Origin of the sequence: Pseudomonas marginalis, from assembly GCF_900105325.1 — a bacterium.
In the GTDB taxonomy this organism is placed as follows: Bacteria; Pseudomonadota; Gammaproteobacteria; order Pseudomonadales; family Pseudomonadaceae; genus Aquipseudomonas; species Aquipseudomonas marginalis.
This window is the reverse complement of record NZ_FNSU01000003.1, coordinates 1,962,668-1,982,225: the sequence shown is the minus strand read 5'-3', so window position 1 is coordinate 1,982,225 and position 19,558 is coordinate 1,962,668. Positions and strand designations below refer to the sequence as shown.

The 19,558-nt window shown below is 63.0% G+C and carries 19 protein-coding genes; 6 read left to right on the top strand and 13 right to left on the bottom strand.

Annotated features, from left to right (window positions below; translation table 11 throughout):
• The first annotated feature begins 40 nt into the window (after positions 1–40).
• Positions 41–931 (top strand): 1-aminocyclopropane-1-carboxylate deaminase/D-cysteine desulfhydrase, encoded by an 891-nt coding sequence (locus BLW22_RS18245; RefSeq protein WP_074847209.1) that lies wholly within the window; start codon positions 41–43, stop codon positions 929–931.
• On the opposite strand, the gene BLW22_RS18240 is transcribed toward BLW22_RS18245, so the two are convergent.
• The 3 genes from BLW22_RS18240 to BLW22_RS18230 form a co-directional block, all read right to left on the bottom strand.
• Positions 921–1,478, bottom strand: a complete 558-nt coding sequence (locus BLW22_RS18240; protein ID WP_065924135.1) for a cytochrome b — start codon at positions 1,476–1,478, stop codon at positions 921–923. The two genes, BLW22_RS18245 and BLW22_RS18240, sit on opposite strands and share 11 nt — an antisense overlap.
• Positions 1,479–1,591: 113 nt before the next feature.
• A complete protein-coding gene (gene phnX / locus BLW22_RS18235; protein ID WP_065948389.1) occupies positions 1,592–2,419 on the bottom strand; it encodes a phosphonoacetaldehyde hydrolase in 828 nt (275 codons plus the stop codon).
• 27 nt (positions 2,420–2,446) lie between these two features.
• The gene (locus BLW22_RS18230; protein WP_074847208.1) at positions 2,447–3,556 is read right to left on the bottom strand and encodes a 2-aminoethylphosphonate--pyruvate transaminase; all 1,110 of its coding nucleotides are present in this window, start codon (positions 3,554–3,556) and stop codon (positions 2,447–2,449) included.
• Positions 3,557–3,669: 113 nt separating this feature from the next.
• On the opposite strand from BLW22_RS18230, the gene BLW22_RS18225 reads away from it, so the two are divergent.
• On the top strand, positions 3,670–4,527 hold the full coding sequence (locus BLW22_RS18225; RefSeq protein WP_074847207.1) for a LysR substrate-binding domain-containing protein: 858 nt from the start codon (positions 3,670–3,672) through the stop codon (positions 4,525–4,527).
• A gap of 99 nt (positions 4,528–4,626) precedes the next feature.
• Positions 4,627–5,334: a YebC/PmpR family DNA-binding transcriptional regulator gene (locus tag BLW22_RS18220; RefSeq protein WP_027606258.1), complete on the top strand. Its 708-nt coding sequence runs from the start codon at positions 4,627–4,629 to the stop codon at positions 5,332–5,334.
• A gap of 224 nt (positions 5,335–5,558) precedes the next feature.
• Here BLW22_RS18220 and BLW22_RS18215 read toward each other — a convergent pair whose 3' ends face one another.
• The 4 genes from BLW22_RS18215 to BLW22_RS18200 all read right to left on the bottom strand — a co-directional run bounded on the left by BLW22_RS18215 (position 5,559) and on the right by BLW22_RS18200 (position 9,300).
• Positions 5,559–6,863 carry a protein kinase gene (locus BLW22_RS18215; protein WP_074848199.1) on the bottom strand — a complete coding sequence of 435 codons (1,305 nt, stop codon included), beginning with the start codon at positions 6,861–6,863 and terminating at the stop codon, positions 5,559–5,561.
• Positions 6,864–6,902: 39 nt separating this feature from the next.
• Positions 6,903–7,997, bottom strand: coding sequence for a cell division protein ZapE (gene zapE / locus BLW22_RS18210; RefSeq protein WP_074847206.1), 1,095 nt, complete (start codon positions 7,995–7,997; stop codon positions 6,903–6,905).
• Between the two features lie 62 nt (positions 7,998–8,059).
• Positions 8,060–8,797, bottom strand: a complete 738-nt coding sequence (locus BLW22_RS18205; protein ID WP_074847205.1) for an anti-sigma factor family protein — start codon at positions 8,795–8,797, stop codon at positions 8,060–8,062.
• Positions 8,794–9,300, bottom strand: coding sequence for an RNA polymerase sigma factor (locus BLW22_RS18200; RefSeq protein WP_074847204.1), 507 nt, complete (start codon positions 9,298–9,300; stop codon positions 8,794–8,796). Before BLW22_RS18200 ends, BLW22_RS18205 begins: the two co-directional genes overlap by 4 nt.
• Positions 9,301–9,469: 169 nt before the next feature.
• Here BLW22_RS18200 and BLW22_RS18195 point away from each other — a divergent pair, with 169 nt between their 5' ends.
• Positions 9,470–10,552 carry a catalase family peroxidase gene (locus BLW22_RS18195; RefSeq protein ID WP_074847203.1) on the top strand — a complete coding sequence of 361 codons (1,083 nt, stop codon included), beginning with the start codon at positions 9,470–9,472 and terminating at the stop codon, positions 10,550–10,552.
• Positions 10,549–11,088: a cytochrome b gene (locus BLW22_RS18190; protein WP_065924126.1), complete on the top strand. Its 540-nt coding sequence runs from the start codon at positions 10,549–10,551 to the stop codon at positions 11,086–11,088. Before BLW22_RS18195 ends, BLW22_RS18190 begins: the two co-directional genes overlap by 4 nt.
• 18 nt (positions 11,089–11,106) lie before the next feature.
• Here BLW22_RS18190 and BLW22_RS18185 read toward each other — a convergent pair whose 3' ends face one another.
• Positions 11,107–12,258, bottom strand: coding sequence for a M14 family metallopeptidase (locus BLW22_RS18185; RefSeq protein WP_065924125.1), 1,152 nt, complete (start codon positions 12,256–12,258; stop codon positions 11,107–11,109).
• Between the two features lie 463 nt (positions 12,259–12,721).
• A complete protein-coding gene (locus BLW22_RS18175; RefSeq protein WP_027606266.1) occupies positions 12,722–13,072 on the bottom strand; it encodes a DUF6124 family protein in 351 nt (116 codons plus the stop codon).
• 131 nt (positions 13,073–13,203) lie between these two features.
• Here BLW22_RS18175 and BLW22_RS18170 point away from each other — a divergent pair, with 131 nt between their 5' ends.
• Positions 13,204–13,839, top strand: coding sequence for a LexA family protein (locus BLW22_RS18170; protein WP_065924124.1), 636 nt, complete (start codon positions 13,204–13,206; stop codon positions 13,837–13,839).
• On the opposite strand, the gene BLW22_RS18165 is transcribed toward BLW22_RS18170, so the two are convergent.
• The 4 genes from BLW22_RS18165 to BLW22_RS18150 form a co-directional block, all read right to left on the bottom strand.
• On the bottom strand, positions 13,836–15,761 hold the full coding sequence (locus BLW22_RS18165) for an acetyl/propionyl/methylcrotonyl-CoA carboxylase subunit alpha (protein ID WP_074847201.1): 1,926 nt from the start codon (positions 15,759–15,761) through the stop codon (positions 13,836–13,838). The genes BLW22_RS18170 and BLW22_RS18165 overlap by 4 nt on opposite strands.
• Positions 15,758–16,564, bottom strand: a complete 807-nt coding sequence (locus BLW22_RS18160; protein WP_027606269.1) for a gamma-carboxygeranoyl-CoA hydratase — start codon at positions 16,562–16,564, stop codon at positions 15,758–15,760. Before BLW22_RS18160 ends, BLW22_RS18165 begins: the two co-directional genes overlap by 4 nt.
• A 133-nt stretch (positions 16,565–16,697) precedes the next feature.
• Positions 16,698–18,305 carry a carboxyl transferase domain-containing protein gene (locus BLW22_RS18155; RefSeq protein ID WP_027606270.1) on the bottom strand — a complete coding sequence of 536 codons (1,608 nt, stop codon included), beginning with the start codon at positions 18,303–18,305 and terminating at the stop codon, positions 16,698–16,700.
• 11 nt (positions 18,306–18,316) lie between these two features.
• Positions 18,317–19,480 (bottom strand): isovaleryl-CoA dehydrogenase, encoded by a 1,164-nt coding sequence (locus BLW22_RS18150; protein WP_065924121.1) that lies wholly within the window; start codon positions 19,478–19,480, stop codon positions 18,317–18,319.
• Positions 19,481–19,558 lie beyond the last annotated feature (78 nt).

Here is a 19,558-nt window from a genome sequence, read left to right as displayed (position 1 = left end):
TGTTAGACTACCGCCCCTTTTTCGATGCAGATGCCGCCCGATGGGTCCTTTCGATTGGCTTCCCCATGCACCGCTTGAACCGTTAGCGCTGGAGTGGCTGAACGGCGTCGAGCTGGCCGTGCTGCGCCTGGACCGTATCGACCCACTGATCAGCGGCAATAAGTGGTTCAAGCTCACCCAACATCTGGCCCAGGCGCAGCAGGCCGGTGCCAGCGGCATCGTCAGCCTCGGCGGTGCTTACTCCAACCATCTGCACGCGCTGGCAGCGGCGGGCAAGCGCTTTGGTTTTCCCACCGTCGGCCTGTTGCGTGGTCACCCTCAAGACACCCCCACAGTCCTCGATCTGAAAGGCTTTGGCATGCAGTTGCATTGGCTGGGCTATGCCGGCTACCGCGCGCGCCACGCGGAGGATTTCTGGTTGCCGTGGCGCGCGCAATATCCCGATCTTTACCCCGTGCCCGAAGGCGGCGGCGGGATGGCCGGGGCATTGGGTTGCGGGGTCTTGGTCGAGCAGGCACGCCGGCAATTGAGCACCGTGGGCTGGGCCGATTACGATGCCTGGTGGTTGGCGGCAGGCACCGGTACGACGTTGGCGGGGTTGGCGTTGGCGGAGGCGGGCGCGCATCCGGTGTATGGCGCCATGGCGGTACCGGATGATCATGGTGTGGCACAGAACGTGAGTGCCCTGGTGCAGGGTGGTTATGAATTGCTGGACGCCAGTCGGGGCGGTTTTGCCAAGGTAGATCCGCTGCTACTGGACTTTATCGAGACCGCTGAACAGGCCTGCGGTGTACCGCTGGAACCGCTCTATACCGGCAAGGCGTTGTTGGCGTTGAAGCAGCAGATCGAGGCCGGGCGGTTCTTACCCGGCACTCGCCTGATCTTCGTGCATACCGGCGGCTTGCAAGGCCGCCGAGGGTTTACAGCCTAGCACGCTTACCCGGCATCATCCGCAGCGCCGTGTTATCACGCATCACATAATGATGAAAGATCCCCGCCAACGCATGCAGCCCGATCAGCCAGTAACCGGCCTTGCCGAACCACACATGCCAGCCTTCAATCTCTTTGGCCAGCGCCTTGTTTTCAGCGATCAGCGGCGGCAACTCGATCCCATAGAACATCACCGAATGCCCCTCGGCACTGACGATCAGCCAACCGGCAATCGGCATGCCGATCATCAAGGCGTACAGCGCGAAGTGCATCAGCGTGGCCAGCAGGCTTTGCCATTGCGGCGGGGCGGGGACGATCCTCGGCGCAACCCCCAGGCTGCGCGCGAACAGGCGCAGCCACACCAGCACAAACACGGTGAGGCCGAACATAAAATGCATCTCGACGATCAACGTCCGTGCACCGCTGCCTTTGGGAAACTGTCCGCGTAACTCAATGCAGGCGTAGACCACCGCCAGTAGCACCACCATCAACCAGTGCAGCGCAATCGACATGGTGCTGTAGCGCGTATCGGAATTTTTCCACGGCATCGCTGGGTTCCTCACTCATCAGGGCGAACCTTCGTTCTTTGGCGACGAAGTCCTTTTACTGTAAGCCTGTTTTGCGCGGTTTGCCCGGTGCGATGTCGTTGTCTTGACCTCTATCAGTCGCTTTGCGGCATTTCGCCACGGGCCAGGCGCTGGTTGATGTCGGCGATGACGGCCGGCAGGTCGGTAATGGTATCGATCAGGTAATGGGGGCGGGAGCTTGCGAACATCGCTTCGATGCGCGTGCGTTCGCTGGCCAACGTGGCGCTGTCCAGGGCGCGGAACTGCGCGTAGGTCAGGCCCAGGGCATTGCCGGAGCAGGTCAGGGCCACGGTCCACATCCCGGCGCGGCGGCCTTCGAGGATGCCTGGCACGGTGTCGTCGACCTTGACGCACGCCGCCACATCGTCGATGCCCAGGGCGATCACGTTGGCGAGTGCCTGGGCTGGCCATGGGCGGCCGTTGGGCACTTCGTCGGTGGCGACCACGTGGTCGGCGACGTAGCCGTTGGTGGCGGCCAGGGCGACGACCTTGTCCATGACTTGCTTGGGATAGCCCGAGCAGGAGCCGATCTTGATGCCTTGCCCGCGCAGTTGGCCGATGGTGTCGAGGGCGCCGGGGATCAGCGCCGAGTGTTCGGCGATCTTCTCGATCTGCAACGGCATGAAGCGCTGGTAGATGGCCGTCACGTCGTCATCGGTGGGCGTGCGGCCGAATGCCTGGCGGTAGCGCTCGGCGACTTGCGGCTGGTCGCACAGGGTGCGGATATGGTCCCACTTGCCCATGCCCATCGGGCCACGGGCTTCTTCGATGGATACCTGCACATCGAATTCGGCGAAGGCCTCGACGAAAATCTGCGTGGGGGCGAAGGAGCCGAAGTCGACCACGGTGCCGGCCCAGTCGAGGATGACGGCCTGGAGGGTGTTGGGGTTTTGATAGTTCATGGTTCAGATCCTGTGGGTAGGGGGCAATCAGATGTCCGACACTTCCATTTCTTCCAGCACCTCGGCGATCGCCTTGACCGCTGCGCGCATCCCTTGCGCATCGACATGGCCGATGCAGCCCACGCGGAACGTCTCCACCTCGGTCAATTTGCCCGGGTACAGAATGAACCCCTTGGCCTTGACCCGTTCGTAGAAGTCCTTGAACTGGTAGCGCGGGTCCTGCGGTGCGTGAAAGGTCACGATGATCGGTGCCTGGATCGCCGCCGGCAGGAAGCTGCGCAGGCCCAGTGCGGCCATGCCGTCCAGCAAGGCCTGGCAGTTGTCGGCGTAGCGTCGGTGGCGCGCGGGCAGGCCGCCTTCTTCCTGGTATTGCAGCAGCGCTTCGTGCAGGGCGGCGACCACATGGGTCGGCGGGGTAAAGCGCCATTGGCCGGTCTTGGCGATGTAGCTGTGCTGGTCGAACAGGTCCATCGCCAGGGAATGGCAGTTGCCCTGGGCGGTGGCCAGCGCCTGTTTGTTCGCGAAGACGAAGCCCATGCCCGGAACGCCTTCCAGGCACTTCCCGGACGCGGCGATCAGTGCGTCGAACGGCACCTCGCGGGCATTGATCGGCAGCGCACCGAAGGAGCTCATGGCGTCGATGATCAGGCGCTTGCCGTGGTGTTTGACGACCTCGGCGATCTGCGGCAGCGGGTTGAGAATGCCGGTGCTGGTTTCGCAGTGGATCAACGCAACGTGGGTGATGGCGCTGTCTACCGTCAGCAGGCGGTCCACATCGGCGGCGGTAGTGGGCTGGTCCTCGGCGGTCTCAAAGGTGCTCAAATCACGGCCGAGCACTTCGCAGATCCTGGCCAGGCGCTTGCCGTAGGCGCCGTTGATCAGCACCAGTACCTTGCCGTCACGCGGGACCAGGGTGCCGATGGCGGCCTCGACCGCAAAGGTGCCGCTGCCTTGCAACGGCACGCAATGGTGGCTGCCTTCGCCGTGGAGGATCGCCAGCAATTGCGCGCAGACGCTGGCAGTGAGTTGGTTGAAGCGGTCATCCCATGAACCCCAGTCCACCATCATGGCCCGGCGGGTGCGGTTCGATGTGGTCAGGGGGCCAGGTGTCAGCAGGATCGGCGCGGCAGTGGTCATCTCAAGTCCTCGCAAGGCATCGGGGGTTGAAGCTACGACGCCTAAATTGCAGTTTGGCTTGTCATCAATCAAATTGTTTGTTGTTATGCGAGCTATCAGTGAGGCCGATAACCATGAACCTGTTCCAACTGCGCGCATTCGATGCCGTGGCCCGCGAGGGCAGTTTTACCCGTGCTGCCGCGCGGCTGTTCATCAGCCAACCGGCGGTGACCGGGCATATCAAGGCCCTGGAGGAGCACTACCAGATCCCGTTGCTGCGCCGCACCGCGCGGCGGGTGGAGTTGACCGAAGAGGGCGCGCGGCTGGCGGCGATCACACGGGCGATCTTTGGCCTGGTGGACGAAGCCCAGACCATGCTGGAGGCCAACCGCCAACTGCTGAGCGGGCGCCTGGAAGTCGCGGCGGACGGCCCGCACCTGGTGATGCCGATGATTGCCAGCCTGCGCGCGCGCTACCCCGGGATTACCGTCAACCTGCGCCTGGGCAATGCCCAGGAAACCCTGGCCGCGCTGTTGTCCGAGCATGCGGATGTGGCGGTGCTCACCGAAGTGGAACCGCGCAACGGTCTGCACCTGCAACCGTTGAGCGAGTCGCGGATGTGCGCATTGGTGCCGGCCAGCCACCCGTGGGCGCAGCAACCCGAGGGTATTCGCCTCGAGCAACTCAACGACATGATCATGGTGCTGCGCGAGCCCAGCTCGATCACCCGGCGTACCTTCGATGAGGCCTGCATGGCCGCGAATGTGCAGCCCAAGGTGCTGCTGGAGCTGGACAGCCGCGAGGCGGTGACCGAAGCCGTCGCCGCTGAGCTGGGGGTGGGCGTGGTCTCGTCCATGGAAGTCAGCCCCGACCCGCGGGTGCAGGCGGTGCCGATTGAGGGCGAGGGGCTGCTCAACCGGCACCTGCTCGGTTGCATGGAGCGGCGGCGCTCGTTGCGCCTGATTCAGGCGTTTTTCGAGTTGGCGCCCTGAGGGTTTTTTGGTGGAACGATGCGTTCTCGCGCTATAAACTCTGCCCCCAAAGCGCCGGCCAGTAGACGTTTCGGCGCGATGTATAGAAGAGAGTGAGTCATGGGCGCACAGTGGAAAGTCAAACATAAAGAAGCGGCATCCAATGCCAAGGGCAAGATCTTCGGCAAGCTGGTGAAAGAAATCACCATCGCCGCCCGCAACGGTGCCGACACCGCGACCAACGCCCACCTGCGTCTGGTGGTGGAACAGGCCAAAAAGGCCTCGATGCCCAAGGAAACCCTGGAACGCGCGATCAAGAAGGGCGCCGGTCTGCTCGGTGAAACCGTGCAATACCACCGCGTGACCTACGAAGGGTTCGCCCCGCACCAGGTACCGTTGATCGTCGAGTGCGTGACCGACAACATCAACCGCACCGTGGCGGAAATCCGCGTGGCGTTCCGCAAGGGGCAGCTGGGTGCTTCCGGCTCCGTGGCCTGGGATTTCAACCATGTCGGCCTGATCGAAGCCTCGCCGGACACCCCGGATGCCGATGCGGAAATGGCCGCGATCGAAGCCGGTGCGCAGGACTTTGAAGACGGCGAAGAGGAAGGCACCACCCTGTTCATCACCGAGACCACCGACCTGGACGCCGTGCAAAAAGCCCTGCCGGAACAGGGGTTCACCGTGCTGTCGGCCAAGTTGGGCTACATCTCGAAGAACCCGGTAAGTGGCCTGACCGATGAGCAGATGGCTGAAGTCGAAGCCTTCCTCGAAGGCTTGGACAACCACGACGACGTGCAGGATATGTTCGTCGGCCTGGCGGGCTGATTTATCCGCTGAAGAAACGCATTCAAAATGTGGGAGGGGGCAAGCCTTAATGCCAGTCAGTTAAGGCTTTTTGTAGGAGCGAGCTTGCTCGCGAAAAACTCACAGGCGCCGCGCTCATTCAGGAAGCACGCGTTATCGTTGACGTTTTTCGCGAGCAAGCTCCTACAGGAGGCGATGTAAGCTTAACTGACTGGCATTAGGGCAAACCCCCCTCCCACATTTGTTTATTGGTGTTGGATGGATTGCAGCAAGGCGTTGATTTCTTCGAAGCTCGGCCGTGCCAACACGTCGGGCTGGCAACAGCTTTTCTGCAACGCTACCAGCGCCTCGTCAATCAACCCCGCTTCAACCCGCTCCAGCAATTCCCCCAGCAACACCCCGAACGCGCGCACTTCAATGCGTTGCAAGGCTCGTGTTTCCAAGGTGTCTGCCTTGGCATGGAACGACGCCGCGCCAAAGTCCCCGAGCAAACAATCTCCCGCTTCATTCCACAGGATATTGTGCCCGTACAGGTCGCCATGGGTGATGCCGTGCCGGTGCAGATGCGCGGCCACGGAGGCGATGCCCCGGGCCATGCGCAAGGCTACGTCGAGGCTGAAGCGGGTGGCGGGGTCGTAGACATCGCGGGTGCACGAGGCCAGGCTCGGCAGGGCGGCGAGGTTGCGGTAGCTCGGGTCGATCAGGTCCATGACCAACGCGGCCTGGTCCTCGGGGGCACCCACCACGCGGCCTTGCACCTTGATCAGGTTAGGGTGCAACCCGGCGGCGATGCAGGCCTGCATTTCGTGCAGCGGCGAGCCGTCGCTGGTGATCGTGCCCTTGTACAGCTTGACGGCGACGGGCTTGGCCATGGGGGTCCACAGGGCCTTGCGAATCACCCCCGAGGCACCTTCGCCCAGCACGTCTGCGAGTTCCAGTTCCGTCCAGGGAATAGCCGCTGTCGTGTCGTCCACCGCCACATCCACGGCCATTTCCACCGGGTTGCCCGCATAGGCCAGCCACGTCAGGCTCGGCAGCGTCAACAGCCATTCGGGCAAGCGTGTGAGGCGGTTGGAGGCAATGCGGATCAGCTCCAGATTGCTGCAGTTGGCCAGGCTCTGCGGCAACTGCGTCAGTTGGTTACCGGCGAGCATCAGTTTCTGCAGTAGCGGCCGCTCGCCCAACTCGCAGGGGAGCTGGCTGATGCAGTTATCGGTGAGGATCAGCCAGCGCAGCAACGGCGGCAGCGCGGCGGCGGGCACGTGGCTGATCTGGTTGGCCTTGAAGCCGATCATGCTCAGTTTGGCGCATTGGCCCAGGCATTCCGGCAGTTCGGTAAAGGCGTTGTCCGAGCAGAACAGCACGCGCAGGTGCGGCAGGCGGTGCAGGTCGTCGGGCAGGCGGCTCAGGGCATTGCCGCTGAGGTTGAGGATTTCCAGGGAGTCGGCCAGCCCGAAGATTTCCTCAGGGAATTCGGTGAGCCCGCAGGACAGGTCCAGGCGCGTAATGCCGGCCAAGTGGCCGGCCTTGAGTTGGGCGAGGGTATTCATGAACGGCGCGATCACTCGGCAAGGGGGCGTAAATGGCGCTCATGATACCGGGTCGCGCGCCCGTTGCGGGTTGGCCTGTTGCAATTGGTTCAGGCGACTGGCGGTGCGCGCCAGGTCGATGGCCTGGCCGCTCATGGCCTGTTCCAGCGGTTGTTCGCCGATCAGGACCAGGTGCTTGTCCTTGTCGTAAAGCACGTCCACCAAGTTGATAAAACGTTGTTGCACGGCGATCGGGCACTCTGCCAGGTGGGGCAGGCCGTCGATGACCCAGTGATCGAACGCCTCGCACAGCAACAGGTAGTCCATCACCGCCGTCAGCTGTTCGCACAGATCGTTGAAGGTGAATACGATGGTGCGTGCCTGATGCTGGCGGCAGATCAATGTGCGGTTGCCCACCGTCAGCGTCTGCGTCGGGCCGCCGCTGACCGGCAGGCCGAGCGCCGCACGCTGGGCCTGCGTGCCCGGCCACAGGTAACAACCGGTGGTAAAGCGTTGCGCGGCATGGGCCTGGGGCAGGCTGCGAAAGTCCTCGGGCGAACTGACTTCCAGCACGTCCATACGCGCGGCAATCAAGTCGATCACCGGCTTGAAACGCTCGTGGTACAGCGGGTTGGGCAACAGTCCTTCGGGTGGATAGTTGGAGGTGACCAGCACCCACACGCCACGCTGGAACAGGGCCTTGAACAGCCGGGTAATCAGCATGGCATCGCCGATGTCGTGCACGTGGAACTCGTCGAAACACAGCACGCGGCAGCCGTCGAGCAGTTCGTCCAGGGTCATGGCCAAGGCATCGTCCGTCGCCTGGTGCGTGAACATACCGCGGTGCAGTCGGGCGAAAAACTCATGGAAATGCACGCGTTGCTTTTCGGCGATGGGCAGCGCCTGGAAGAAACCGTCCAGCAGCCAGCTTTTGCCGCGCCCCACCGGGCCGTGCAGGTACAGGCTGCGGGTCGGCTGGCTGGCGAGCAGGTGCCGGGTCTGGCGCGCCATCGCGTCGATGGCCTGGGCTTGGCCAGCACTGAGGGTGTAACCCTGTTGCCGGGCTTTGTCCTGAAAGAACGTCTGGATGGGCATGTCGTCGTGTGTGTCGGTTTTTTTACCGAGCAAACGACGGATAAGGGGGAGCACGGCCAATGCGAGTCACTCTGTAGTGCGGTGGTCGCTTACTTTAGGGCGCCGCTGGCGATTTGACCAATCTAGAACGGCTGCAGGGGCGGCGTCGGCTGGCCGGCCGGGCTGACCACCGCATAGTTGTAGCCGCCGCCGGACCAGTATTGCGCTTGCAACCCATCCGCCGTGCGCTCGCCACGGGGCAGGAAACCGTTGTCCGGGCCCGGTGGGCGGATGTAGAAGCTGATGCGCCGACCTTGTGCGTCCTGGTACAGCACCATGGCGGCGGCGCCTTGATCGGTGGTGAGCAGTCGCCCGCTGACGGGCGTGAAGCCCGCTTGGCTCAAGTCCGGCAGGCGATGGGCTTGATTGAAGTAGCGGTCGAGCCACGCCTGCATCGTGCCGCGGTCCTGGCCGTTATAGTCGGCGGGCATGATGCCCTCCTGGGCAAACAGGCGGAACGCTTGCATCGCATCGGCCATCGGCAGCAGCGGCGGTTGCGTGGCTTCACGGGCCTGCCAGCCGCCGAGGCCACCGAGGCTGACGGCCATCAGCAGGACCGCAGCGGTAGCATAGTGGCGGCGCGATTGATGCTTGAGGCGCTGGCGAATCAGTGCCGGGTCCAGCGCCGGGTTAGCCGGTTGTTGCAGGGCGCCGCTCAAGGACGCGCGCAGCAATTGCGCGTCCTGTTGCCACGCCTGCACTTGGGCCGCGACCTCGGGGTGGGCGGCCAGATAGGTTTCGAGCACGCGGCGATCACTGTCCAGGAGTTGATGATCGACGTAGGCATGCAGGTCGCGTTCGCTGGGGGGCAGGCTGATCATTTGAGTATCCGCAGGGAAGGGCTGGCGATGTCGCCATCGCTGAGTTGACGCAACGCTTGGCGCGCCCGGGACAGGCGCGACATCACGGTGCCGATCGGCACCTCGAGTATTTGCGCGACTTCCTTGTAGCTCAAGCCCTCCACCGACACCCACAACAGCAGTGCGCGTTGTTCGGTGTTGAGTTGGTCGAAGGCTTGCAGGGTCGCTTGGGCGATGACGGTGCGCTCCACCGACGGCTGCGCATCATCGCGGCCGGTAAAGAATTCCAGCATGCGTGCATAGCGCCGGGTGCGGCGGTGGGCATCGAGGAACTGCCGGTAGAGGATCGAGAACAGCCAGGCGCGCAAATCGCCCTCGATGCGTTTGTCGGCCCAACGGGTGATCGCCCGCTCCAGGGTCGCCTGCACCAGGTCGTCGGCACTGCTGGCGTTACGGGTCAGGGACACAGCGAAACGCCGCAGCCTGGGGATGAGTTCACTTAACGGTTCGTCGAGTTCATGCATGGGTGTCTGGCTGGTCACTACGCTGGGACTAGAGAGACGTCCGGCGTGAACGGTTATTCCCGGCCGTGGAAAATAAATCCAGGGCCTGGGAATAGAGCGGATCGGCGTTCGTCTTAATGCTCCGACCTTATGGTTACCCCCAAAGGCCTTCAGGCCCTGGAGTCTGTTCATGGTAGATCACTCATCACCGCCACGTCCCCCGTTAAGCACGGCGAGCCTGATCGCACGACTTGCGGGAATTGGTGCCGTGGTTGCGGTTATGGCCGGGGCATTTGCCTACGTCAACGGCAGCCTCGACCCACAACGCCTGCGCCCGAAAACCCTGGTCAATGCCCTGGAAACCAACAACGGCGTGCACCCTGGATTCCGGCGTAACCATGCCAAGGGCGTGTGCGTGGCCGGGTACTTCGAAAGCAGTGCCGAGGCGCGTGCCTACTCCCGCGCCCAGGTGTTCAGCGCGGCCAGGACCCCATTGATCGGCCGCTTCGCCCTGCCCAGCGGCAACCCCTATGCGCCGGACAGCAGTGTACCGATCCGCAGCTTTGCCGTGCAGTTCAGCCTGGTCAACGGCCAGCAATGGCGTACCGGCATGAACAGCATACCGGTGTTCCCGGTGGGCACGCCCGAGGCGTTCTACCAGATGCTCAAGGCCGGCGCGCCGGACCCGGCCACCGGCAAGCCGAACCCGGCGAATATGCCGGCGTTTTTTGCCGCACACCCTGAGGCGGCGCCATTCCTGGCGTGGGTCAAGACGGCCAGGCCATCGGCCAGTTATGCGACCGAAACCTATAACGGTATCAACGCGTTTTATTTGGTGAGTGCCGAGGGCAAGCGCCAGGCCGTGCGTTGGGGCGTAGTGCCCCAGAGTCAGGATGCAAAGGGGGAGACCGCACCGATGGGCGCCGACTTTCTGGAGAAAGACCTGGTGCAACGCCTGGCCACAGGGCCGTTGCGTTGGCAGTTGAACATGACCCTGGCCAACCCCGGCGACCCGCTGGAGGACGCGAGCAAACCCTGGACCGGTGAGCACAAAGTGTTGAATGCCGGCACCCTGGTGCTGCAAAGCAGCCAGCCCCAGGCCGACGGCGATTGTCGCGACATCAATTTCGATCCGTTGATCTTGCCCAGCGGCATCGAAGCCTCCAATGACCCGCTGCTGGCTGCACGTTCGGCGGCGTATGCCAGTTCGTACCTGCGCCGTGCCGGTGAAGTCAGCCCCTTGCACAGTGCCCCAGCGGAGTCGAAGCCATGAATGCCCAACCACGGTTTTTTGCCCCCCTGGCGCGCCTGCTGCACTGGTTGATGGCGCTGATGGTCATCGCCATGTTGTTTATCGGCGCAGGCCTGGCGGCGTCAGTGTCGGAACGGCATGAGTGGTTGATCCACCTGCACAAGCCGTTGGGGATCGCGATCCTGATGCTGGTGATCCTGCGCCTGGCGGTGCGCTTTTCCACCCGCCAGCCGCCGTTGCCGTCTGACTTACCGCTGTGGCAAGTGCTGGCGGCCAAGGCGTCCCATCTGGTCTTGTATGGGTTGATGCTGGTATTGCCGCTGCTGGGCTGGGCGATGATTTCGGCGGCGGGCGACCCGGTGATGCTCAGCAGTTCGGTACAGTTGCCGGCGTTGGTGGCGGCGGATGCGCCGCTGTTTGCGCTATTGCGCAAGGCCCATGGGTATCTGGCCTACCTGCTGTTCCTGACGGTGCTGTTGCACCTGGCGGCGGCGCTGTTCCATGGGTTGATTCGGCGCGATGGTGTGTTGCAGAGCATGACCGGCACCAAGGACTGATGCCGGGGGCCAGGGGCGTTAGCGCAGGACCGTGACGATATCGGCCACGGTGCTCAAGACGTCCTTGGCCAGCTGTTTGGAGCGTTCGCCTGACCAACCGGTTTTCGGGTTGGGGGCGTCATCGTTGTCCTTGAACGGCATTTCCAGGGTCAGGGACAGGCAGTCGTACTGCTCGCCGACGGCATTGCAGGCCAGAGTCATATTGGCTTCGCCCGGCAAGTCACGGGTGTAGCCGTGGGTGGTTTGGAAGTCACGGGTCAGCGAACTCAAATGGCTGCGAAAGCGTTTTTCCAGCGCTTCGATACGCGGGGTGTAGCCGGGGTTGCCTTCGCAGGCAGCGGTGAACACGTAGGGGATTTCTTCGTCGCCGTGAATATCGAGGAACAGGTCGACACCGTACTGCTGCATTTGCTGTTGCACGAACAGCACTTCCGGGCTGATCTCCTGGCTGGCGCTTTGCCAGGCGCGATTGAGGTCCTGGCCCATGGCGTTGGTGCGCAGGTGACCGTGGAAGGCGCCGTCGGGGTTCATGTTCGGCACCAGGTACAGGTCGGCAACGGCCAGGAGCTTTTTCATCTCGGCATCGCCATCCTGTTGCAGGCGTTCGATGATGCCCTCCATGAACCATTCGGCCATGTGTTCGCCGGGGTGCTGCTGGGCAATGATCCAGACATTGCGTCGGCCTTCGCCGCCTTTGCCACGTCGCAACAGTTGAATATCGCGGCCCTCGACACTTTTGCCGGTGGCCAGCAGTTGGGTGCCGGCGTACTTCAGGGCCTGGTCGATCAGCCAGTTGTGGCGTTCGCGACTGTAGGGCTCGAAGTAGGCCAACCAGGCATGCTTCTCACGGGTTTCGAGGCTGATGTGCAGGATCTCGCCGTCAAAGCGCGTGGGGACTCGGAACCAGTTGACGTGATCATAGGACGCGACAGCGTTATAGCCGCTCCAGGCGTGCTTATACGAAGAGCCACCGGCGTTGCTCAGGCGAAAGTTATGGGTGTGGCCCACGTGCATGCCTTCGGCTTTGAAGTGGAACCATTGGTAATGGTGGCTGCGGGTATCGGGCTGGATGGCCAGCAGCAACTGGTAGGCGTCGCTGGCGTCGAGCACCTGGATATTGCCACTGTCGAAGTCGGTGCTGATCTTGATGGAGGTCAAGGCCACGGTCATAGTCTGGTTGCCTGAATATGAGTGTTGTGGCGGCTATATTACACAGGAGTCTGGTAAAGCCTGGATGCAAAATTGTTGCGGGGAGGGGGGCGTCGTCCGTGACGCCGCCGCAGCTTAGAATCTATGAGATTGATTCTCAAGCGCTATTTCGCAGAGATGTGCGCTGGAGCACTGGACTGGCTTTCTTTTGGCGATGGTCTTTTGCTACCATGCGCGCCATCAAGCAACACACAGTCTTCATTAGCCTGAAGCCATGCCAGGGAAACTGGCAAAAAAAAGACCCGGCCAAAGAGCCGGGTCAAAAACCGTGATTAGCCTGATGAGGAGATATTCCAAGAGTCCGACCTAAGGTCCCTTGGTCTATCGACTGATCTCGCGATCAGCTGGGTCCAATAATAATCATTATCATTTGCAAGTCAAATGTTTTTATCCATGGGATAGAAATATTTTTCTTTCGCGGTTGTTATCCGTTCGCCCGAACCTCCGGTGCCCGCAACGACCGCTCGACCATCGCCTTCGCCATATCAATCAAATACACCACGGAAAACGCCAGGTCGCGCTGGTTGCCCTGATGGCTGCTCGCTGATTCGTAGGCCGTGGCGGCGGCACTGCGCAACAGGTCCGAGGCGTGCACCAGGGCTTCCTCCTGGCTGATGCCGGGCTTGATGGCGAAAAAGCTGTCATCCGGGACGGGTGCTGACATATTTTCTTTCAAGTAGAAGTCCAAGGCACGCTGGGCAGCACCGCTGCTGCGCAGGCCTTGAACGTCATCGTTTTCGGGTGTTTCAGGCAGGGGATACGGGCTCGTCGTCATAAGGGGCGGTACTCTGGGTGGGTGTCGAAAACCTTATGCCCGATGATAGTACGTATCGTATTTATGTCGTTTTATGGATTACTACAAACTGTTTATTGCCCTGGAAACTGGCTGACGTATTGTCGGCGGCCATGGATAAATGGATAGCATTGGTCAAGGCCAACATGAAAGACCGCGAGGTCACCCAGGGTGAGCTGGCTGAACGCTTGGGCATGTCCCAGGGGGGCGTTGGCCACTGGCTCAACAAGCGCCGCGTGCCGAGCCTGGCGGATATGAACCGGGTGCTGGAAGAGTTGGGGCTGGGCGACTTGGAGGTGGTGCAGGAGCTGCGTGAGAAGGCCGACGAAGTCCGTGGCCCGGCAAAACAATACACGTCGTATTTTCGCTACCCGGTCAGCGAGTGGAAAGGCCTGTGTGACATTCGCGAAGAGCGCCCGGCCTATGGCGCCGCACGCTTCGAACCGACGGATTACCACGCCCGGGGCGACGCCTTCTGGCTGCCGGTGACAGGTGACGCCATGACCGCGCTCAGCGGCCCGAGCATCGCAGCGGGGATGATGATCCTGGTAGATCCGGCCATCGCCGCCGAACCCGGCAAACTGGTAGTCGCCCAACGGGCCGCCAGCACCCAGGCGACCTTCCGCCAGTTGCTGGAAGAGAGCGGCCAGCTCTACCTGGTGCCGCTCAACCCCACCTACCCGAAACTGCTGTTCACCGCTGATTGCCGCATCCTCGGCGTCGTCGTGCAGGCCACGGTGAAGTTCTAGTCCGCCGTTTCGAGCTCCACCAACGCACACCCTTCGGCAACCATTTCGCCCTCCTGGCAGAACAGCGCCTTGACTACCCCGGCCTGGGGCGCGCGGATGCTGTGCTCCATCTTCATCGCTTCGAGCACCACCAACTGGGTGCCGGCCTCGACCGTTTGGCCGACGTCCACCAGTACCCGCACGATGCTGCCGTTCATGGGTGCCGTGAGGCCGCCCTGGTGCGACTGGTTGGCCTCGACAGCGGCAATCGGATCGAACAGGCTGACGCCCTGCATCTCGCCGTCCCAACGCAGGAAAACCGTGTGCTCGTTGCGCACTGCCAGATGTGAACGACGGACGCCCTGGTGTTCGATCACTAACTGTTCGCCCTGCAATGTCGCGGCGTCGGCGGCCAGTGTCACCAGGCGGTCCTGGCCATTGCAGCTCAAGTGCAGCGAGACCTCGGCGGGCAGCCCCGCACGGAATCCACGGGTGTCCGCCCATGGCCCGTCACCCGCAGGCAAGCTCTGCATGAAGGCCGAACCCGCAGCCTGCCAGAACGCATCGCTCAGCGTCCCGGCCACCGGCAGCAGATCCTCCTGATAGCGCGGAATGAATCCGGTATCCAACTCGGCCGCCGCAAATGCCGGATGACCAATAATGCGCCGCAGGAAGCCCAGGTTGGTCTTCAGCCCACCCACGGCAAACTCGTCGAGCATGCTCAGCAAGCGCAGGCGTGCCTGTTCACGGTCTTCACCCCAGGCAATCAGCTTGCCGAGCATCGGGTCGTAGAACGGCGACACGTCGTCTCCTTGCTCGACACCACTGTCCACGCGGCGCCCCGGGCCCGGCCCGGACTCGCGATACAGCGCCAGGTGCCCGGTGGCGGGCAGGAAGTCGTTGGCCGGGTCTTCGGCGTACAAACGCACTTCAATCGCATGGCCGATCAGCGGCACCTGCTCCTGGGTGATCGGCAGCGCCTCGCCCTGGGCGACGCGAATCTGCCAGGCCACCAGGTCCAGGCCGGTAATCGCTTCGGTGACCGGGTGTTCCACCTGCAGCCGGGTGTTCATCTCCATGAAGAAAAACTCGCCGCGCGCATCCAGCAAGAACTCCACCGTGCCCGCACCGACATAACCGATGGCCTGGGCCGCACGCACCGCCGCTTCGCCCATGGCCTTGCGCTGTGCAACGCTCAGCCCCGGTGCCGGGGCTTCCTCGACGACCTTTTGGTGGCGGCGTTGGATCGAGCAATCCCGCTCATTGAGGTACAGGCAATGCCCATGCTGATCGGCAAACACCTGGATCTCTACGTGGCGTGGCTTGAGCAGGTATTTCTCCACCAGCATCTGCCCATTGCCGAAGGACGACAGCGCCTCACGCTGGGCCGAGGCCAGGGCGTCGGCGAGCTGGCTGACATCCTCCACCACCTTCATGCCCTTGCCGCCGCCGCCGGCCGTGGCTTTGAGCAGTACCGGATAGCCGATGCGCTCACAGGCGGCGCGGAAGGTTTCCAGGTCCTGCTCTGTGCCGTGATACCCAGGCACCAGGGGCACGCCGGCGGTTTCCATCAGGGCCTTGGCGGCGGACTTACTGCCCATGGCGTCGATGGCCGAGGCGGGCGGCCCGAGGAAGATCAGGCCCGCCGCCTCGATCGCACGGGCAAACCCGGCGTTTTCCGACAGGAAGCCGTAGCCTGGGTGAATGGCCTGGGCACCGCTGGCCTGGGCGGCGGCGATCAGTTTGTCGATTTGCAGGTAGCTCTCGGTGGCCTTGCTGCCCCCCAGGTCGACACGAATATCCGCCTCGCGGCTGTGTCGCGCATCACGGTCGACGGCGCTATGCACCGCCACGGTGGTCAGGCCCATGGCCTTGGCGGTGCGCATCACCCGGCAGGCAATCTCGCCGCGGTTGGCCACCAGTATGGTGGTCAGCGTGCTCATGAACGCGGCTCCTGGGGTTGCCAGCTGGGTGGGCGTTTTTGCAAAAAAGCGCGCAAACCTTCCTGGCCTTCGGCGCTGACACGGATGCGTGCAATGGCATTTTCGCAATAGCGGCGCAGGGCAGGGGTGAGCGCGCCGTTACCGACTTCACGCAGCAGGTCCTTGCTGGCGCGCATCGCCGCCGGGCTGTTATGCAGCAGGTGGGTGATCCACTGTTCCACCTGTTGGTCCAGTTCGCCAATCGGGTAGCTTTCCGCCAGCAGGCCGATTTCCCGTGCACGCTGGCCGCCAAAGCGCTCGGCGGTCAGGGCATAGCGCCGCGCCGCCCGTTCGCCGATGGCCTGCACCACGAACGGGCTGATCACGGCCGGGGCCAGGCCGATGCGCACTTCCGACAGGCAAAACTGCGCGTCATCGGCGCCGATGGCCATGTCGCAGCAACTGATCAGGCCCAGCGCGCCACCGTAGGCCGCGCCTTGCACTACTGCCAGGGTCGGGATTTTCAGCTTGGCCAGGTTGTACATCAGCTCCGCCAGTTCGCGGGCGTCGTCCAGGTTGGTGTGGTAATCCAGCTCGGCCGACTGCTGCATCCAGGCCAGGTCGGCACCGGCGCTGAAGTGCCTGCCGCGCCCACGCAGGACCAGGAAACGCAGGGACGCATCACCTTGCACATGGTCGAGGGCGATGATCAGTTCGCGGATCATCTCGGCGTTGAACGCGTTGTTCTTGGCTTCTCGGCTGAGCCACAGCGTGGCAAAGCCACGGCTGTCGGTGATCAGTTCGAGGGTGTTGAAATCGCTCATGCAAGGAGCTCCATGATGATGAGAGGTCTCCTGTAGGAGCGAGCTTGCTCGCGAAAAACGTCCAGGCAACGCGTTCATCCAGAATGCTCGCGTTATCGTTAACGACCTTCGCGAGCAAGCTCGCTCCTACAGGTTACATGCGGAACACGCCGAAGCGGCTCGGCTCGATGGGGGCATTCAGCGCGGCGGACAAGGCCAGGGCCAGCACATCGCGGGTCTGCATCGGGTCGATGACGCCGTCGTCCCACAGGCGTGCGCTGGAGTAATAAGGGTGACCCTGGGTTTCGTACTGGTCGAGGATCGGCTGCTTGATCGCCGCTTCCTCTTCAGCGCTGAAGCCGACGCCTGCCCGTTCAGCCTGCTCACGCTTGACCTGCACCAGCACGCCCGCAGCCTGTTCGGCGCCCATCACGCCAATCCGCGCGTTGGGCCACATCCACAAAAAGCGCGGATCATAGGCGCGGCCGCACATGCCGTAGTTGCCGGCGCCGAAGCTGCCGCCGATGATCACCGTGAATTTCGGCACCTTGGCGCACGCCACCGCGGTCACCAGCTTGGCGCCGTGCTTGGCGATGCCACCGGCTTCGTATTTCTGGCCGACCATAAACCCGGTGATGTTCTGCAGGAACAGCAGGGGAATCCCGCGTTGGCAGGCCAGCTCGATAAAGTGCGCGCCTTTTTGCGCGGCTTCGGCGAACAGAATCCCGTTGTTCGCCAGGATCGCAATCGGGTAGCCGTGCACATGCGCGAAGCCGCACACCAGGGTGGTGCCGAACAGCGCCTTGAACTCATCGAACACCGAGCCATCCACCAGCCGTGCGATCACTTCGCGTACATCGAACGGCTGCTTGGCATCGGCCGGGATCACGCCGTAGAGCTCTTCGCTGCTGTACAGCGGCGCCACGGGCGTGCGTTGCAGCAATTGGCCCTGCTTGCGCCAATTGAGGTTGGCCACGCTGCGGCGTGCCAGGGCCAGGGCGTGTTCGTCACTGTCGGCATAGTGGTCGGCCACGCCGGATATCCTGCAGTGCACATCGGCACCGCCGAGGTCTTCGGCACTGACCACTTCACCGGTAGCGGCCTTTACCAGCGGCGGGCCGGCCAGGAAGATGGTGGCTTGGTTGCGCACCATGATCGCTTCGTCGGCCATGGCCGGCACGTAGGCGCCACCGGCGGTGCACGAGCCCATCACCACGGCGATCTGCGGGATGCCCTGGGCACTCATGTTGGCCTGGTTGAAGAAGATCCGCCCGAAGTGTTCGCGGTCGGGAAACACTTCATCCTGGCGCGGCAGGTTGGCGCCGCCGGAGTCCACCAGGTAGATGCACGGCAGACGGTTCTGCTCGGCGATGGTCTGGGCGCGCAGGTGTTTTTTCACCGTGAGCGGGTAGTAGGAGCCGCCTTTTACCGTGGCGTCGTTGGCGACGATCATGCATTCGACGCCTTCCACGCGGCCGATGCCGGCGATCACGCCGGCGGCAGGCACGTCTTCGCCATACACCTGATGGGCGGCCAGTTGGCTGAGTTCAAGGAACGGCGAGCCCGGGTCCAGCAGGCGATTGATGCGCTCGCGCGGCAGCAGTTTGCCGCGTGAGGTGTGGCGTTCCTGGGCCTTGGCGCCGCCGCCTTGCTGCACGTGGGCGAGCAGGGTATGCAGGGCGTCGACCTGTTGGCGCATCGCCGCGCTGTTGCTGGCGAACTCCGCTGAGCGTGGGTTGAGCTGGGTGTGCAAGGTGGCCATGGGGCGCTCCTTCAGCGGGTTTCGTTGAAGAGTTCGCGACCGATCAGCATCCGCCGAATCTCACTGGTGCCGGCGCCGATTTCATACAGCTTGGCGTCCCGCAGCAGGCGCCCGGCGGGGAATTCATTGATGTAGCCATTGCCGCCGAGGATCTGGATCGCGTCGAGGGCCATTTGCGTGGCGCGTTCGGCGCTGTACAGGATCACCCCGGCCGCATCCTTGCGCGTGGTTTCACCGCGTTCGCAGGCCTGGGCCACCGCGTAGAGGTAGGCGCGGCTGGCGTTGAGCTGGGTGTACATGTCGGCGACCTTGCCCTGGATCAGCTGGAACTCGCCGATGCTTTGGCCGAACTGCTTGCGATCGTGGATGTAGGGCACGATCAGGTCCATGCACGCCTGCATGATCCCGGTGGGGCCGCCGGACAGCACCACGCGCTCGTAATCGAGGCCGCTCATCAGCACTTTCACACCGCCGTTGAGCACGCCGAGGATGTTTTCTTCCGGCACTTCGACGTCATCGAAAAACAGCTCGCAGGTGTTGGAGCCACGCATGCCGAGCTTGTCGAACTTGTTGCTGCGGCTGAAGCCTTTCCAGTCGCGCTCGACGATAAACGCGGTGATGCCGTGGGGGCCCTTTTCCAGGTCGGTCTTGGCGTAGATCACATAGGTGCTGGCGTCGGGGCCGTTGGTGATCCAGGTCTTGCTGCCGTTGAGCACGTAGTGGTCGCCGTGTTTGTCGGCGCGCAGTTTCATCGAGACTACATCGGAACCGGCGTTGGGTTCGCTCATGGCCAGGGCGCCGACGTGTTCGCCGCTGATCAGTTTGGGCAGGTACTTGAGTTTCTGTTCGTGAGTACCGTTGCGGTTGATCTGGTTCACACACAGGTTGGAGTGGGCGCCGTAGGACAACGCCACCGACGCCGAGCCACGGCTGATTTCTTCCATGCTCACCACGTGGGCCAGGTAGCCCAGGCCGGCGCCGCCGTATTCTTCCGGTACGGTGATGCCCAGCAGGCCCATATCCCCGAACTTGCGCCACAGGTCGGCGGGGAACAGGTTGTCGATGTCGATCTGTGCCGCACGGGGCGCGATTTCCTTGGCCACGAAGGACTGCACCTGGTCGCGCAGCATGTCGATGGTTTCACCGAGGGCGAAGTTCAGGGACGGGTAACTCATGGACAGGCACCTTAATGTGAGCTTTGTTGTTGTGTGGATGGCGCGCCAGGGAAGGGCGCTCACCTTTACGTTAACGTA

Bases quoted from the DNA above. Each gene is read 5' to 3' on its own strand.
- BLW22_RS18245 (WP_074847209.1), top strand. From the start codon at position 41: ATGGGTCCTTTCGATTGGCTTCCCCATGCACCGCTTGAACCGTTAGCG.
- BLW22_RS18240 (WP_065924135.1), bottom strand. From the start codon at position 1,478: ATGCCGTGGAAAAATTCCGATACGCGCTACAGCACCATGTCGATTGCG.
- phnX (WP_065948389.1), bottom strand. From the start codon at position 2,419: ATGAACTATCAAAACCCCAACACCCTCCAGGCCGTCATCCTCGACTGG.
- BLW22_RS18230 (WP_074847208.1), bottom strand. From the start codon at position 3,556: ATGACCACTGCCGCGCCGATCCTGCTGACACCTGGCCCCCTGACCACA.
- BLW22_RS18225 (WP_074847207.1), top strand. From the start codon at position 3,670: ATGAACCTGTTCCAACTGCGCGCATTCGATGCCGTGGCCCGCGAGGGC.
- BLW22_RS18220 (WP_027606258.1), top strand. From the start codon at position 4,627: ATGGGCGCACAGTGGAAAGTCAAACATAAAGAAGCGGCATCCAATGCC.
- BLW22_RS18215 (WP_074848199.1), bottom strand. From the start codon at position 6,863: ATGAATACCCTCGCCCAACTCAAGGCCGGCCACTTGGCCGGCATTACG.
- BLW22_RS18205 (WP_074847205.1), bottom strand. From the start codon at position 8,797: ATGATCAGCCTGCCCCCCAGCGAACGCGACCTGCATGCCTACGTCGAT.
- BLW22_RS18200 (WP_074847204.1), bottom strand. From the start codon at position 9,300: ATGCATGAACTCGACGAACCGTTAAGTGAACTCATCCCCAGGCTGCGG.
- BLW22_RS18195 (WP_074847203.1), top strand. From the start codon at position 9,470: ATGGTAGATCACTCATCACCGCCACGTCCCCCGTTAAGCACGGCGAGC.
- BLW22_RS18190 (WP_065924126.1), top strand. From the start codon at position 10,549: ATGAATGCCCAACCACGGTTTTTTGCCCCCCTGGCGCGCCTGCTGCAC.
- BLW22_RS18185 (WP_065924125.1), bottom strand. From the start codon at position 12,258: ATGACCGTGGCCTTGACCTCCATCAAGATCAGCACCGACTTCGACAGT.
- BLW22_RS18175 (WP_027606266.1), bottom strand. From the start codon at position 13,072: ATGACGACGAGCCCGTATCCCCTGCCTGAAACACCCGAAAACGATGAC.
- BLW22_RS18170 (WP_065924124.1), top strand. From the start codon at position 13,204: ATGGATAAATGGATAGCATTGGTCAAGGCCAACATGAAAGACCGCGAG.
- BLW22_RS18165 (WP_074847201.1), bottom strand. From the start codon at position 15,761: ATGAGCACGCTGACCACCATACTGGTGGCCAACCGCGGCGAGATTGCC.
- BLW22_RS18160 (WP_027606269.1), bottom strand. From the start codon at position 16,564: ATGAGCGATTTCAACACCCTCGAACTGATCACCGACAGCCGTGGCTTT.
- BLW22_RS18155 (WP_027606270.1), bottom strand. From the start codon at position 18,305: ATGGCCACCTTGCACACCCAGCTCAACCCACGCTCAGCGGAGTTCGCC.
- BLW22_RS18150 (WP_065924121.1), bottom strand. From the start codon at position 19,480: ATGAGTTACCCGTCCCTGAACTTCGCCCTCGGTGAAACCATCGACATG.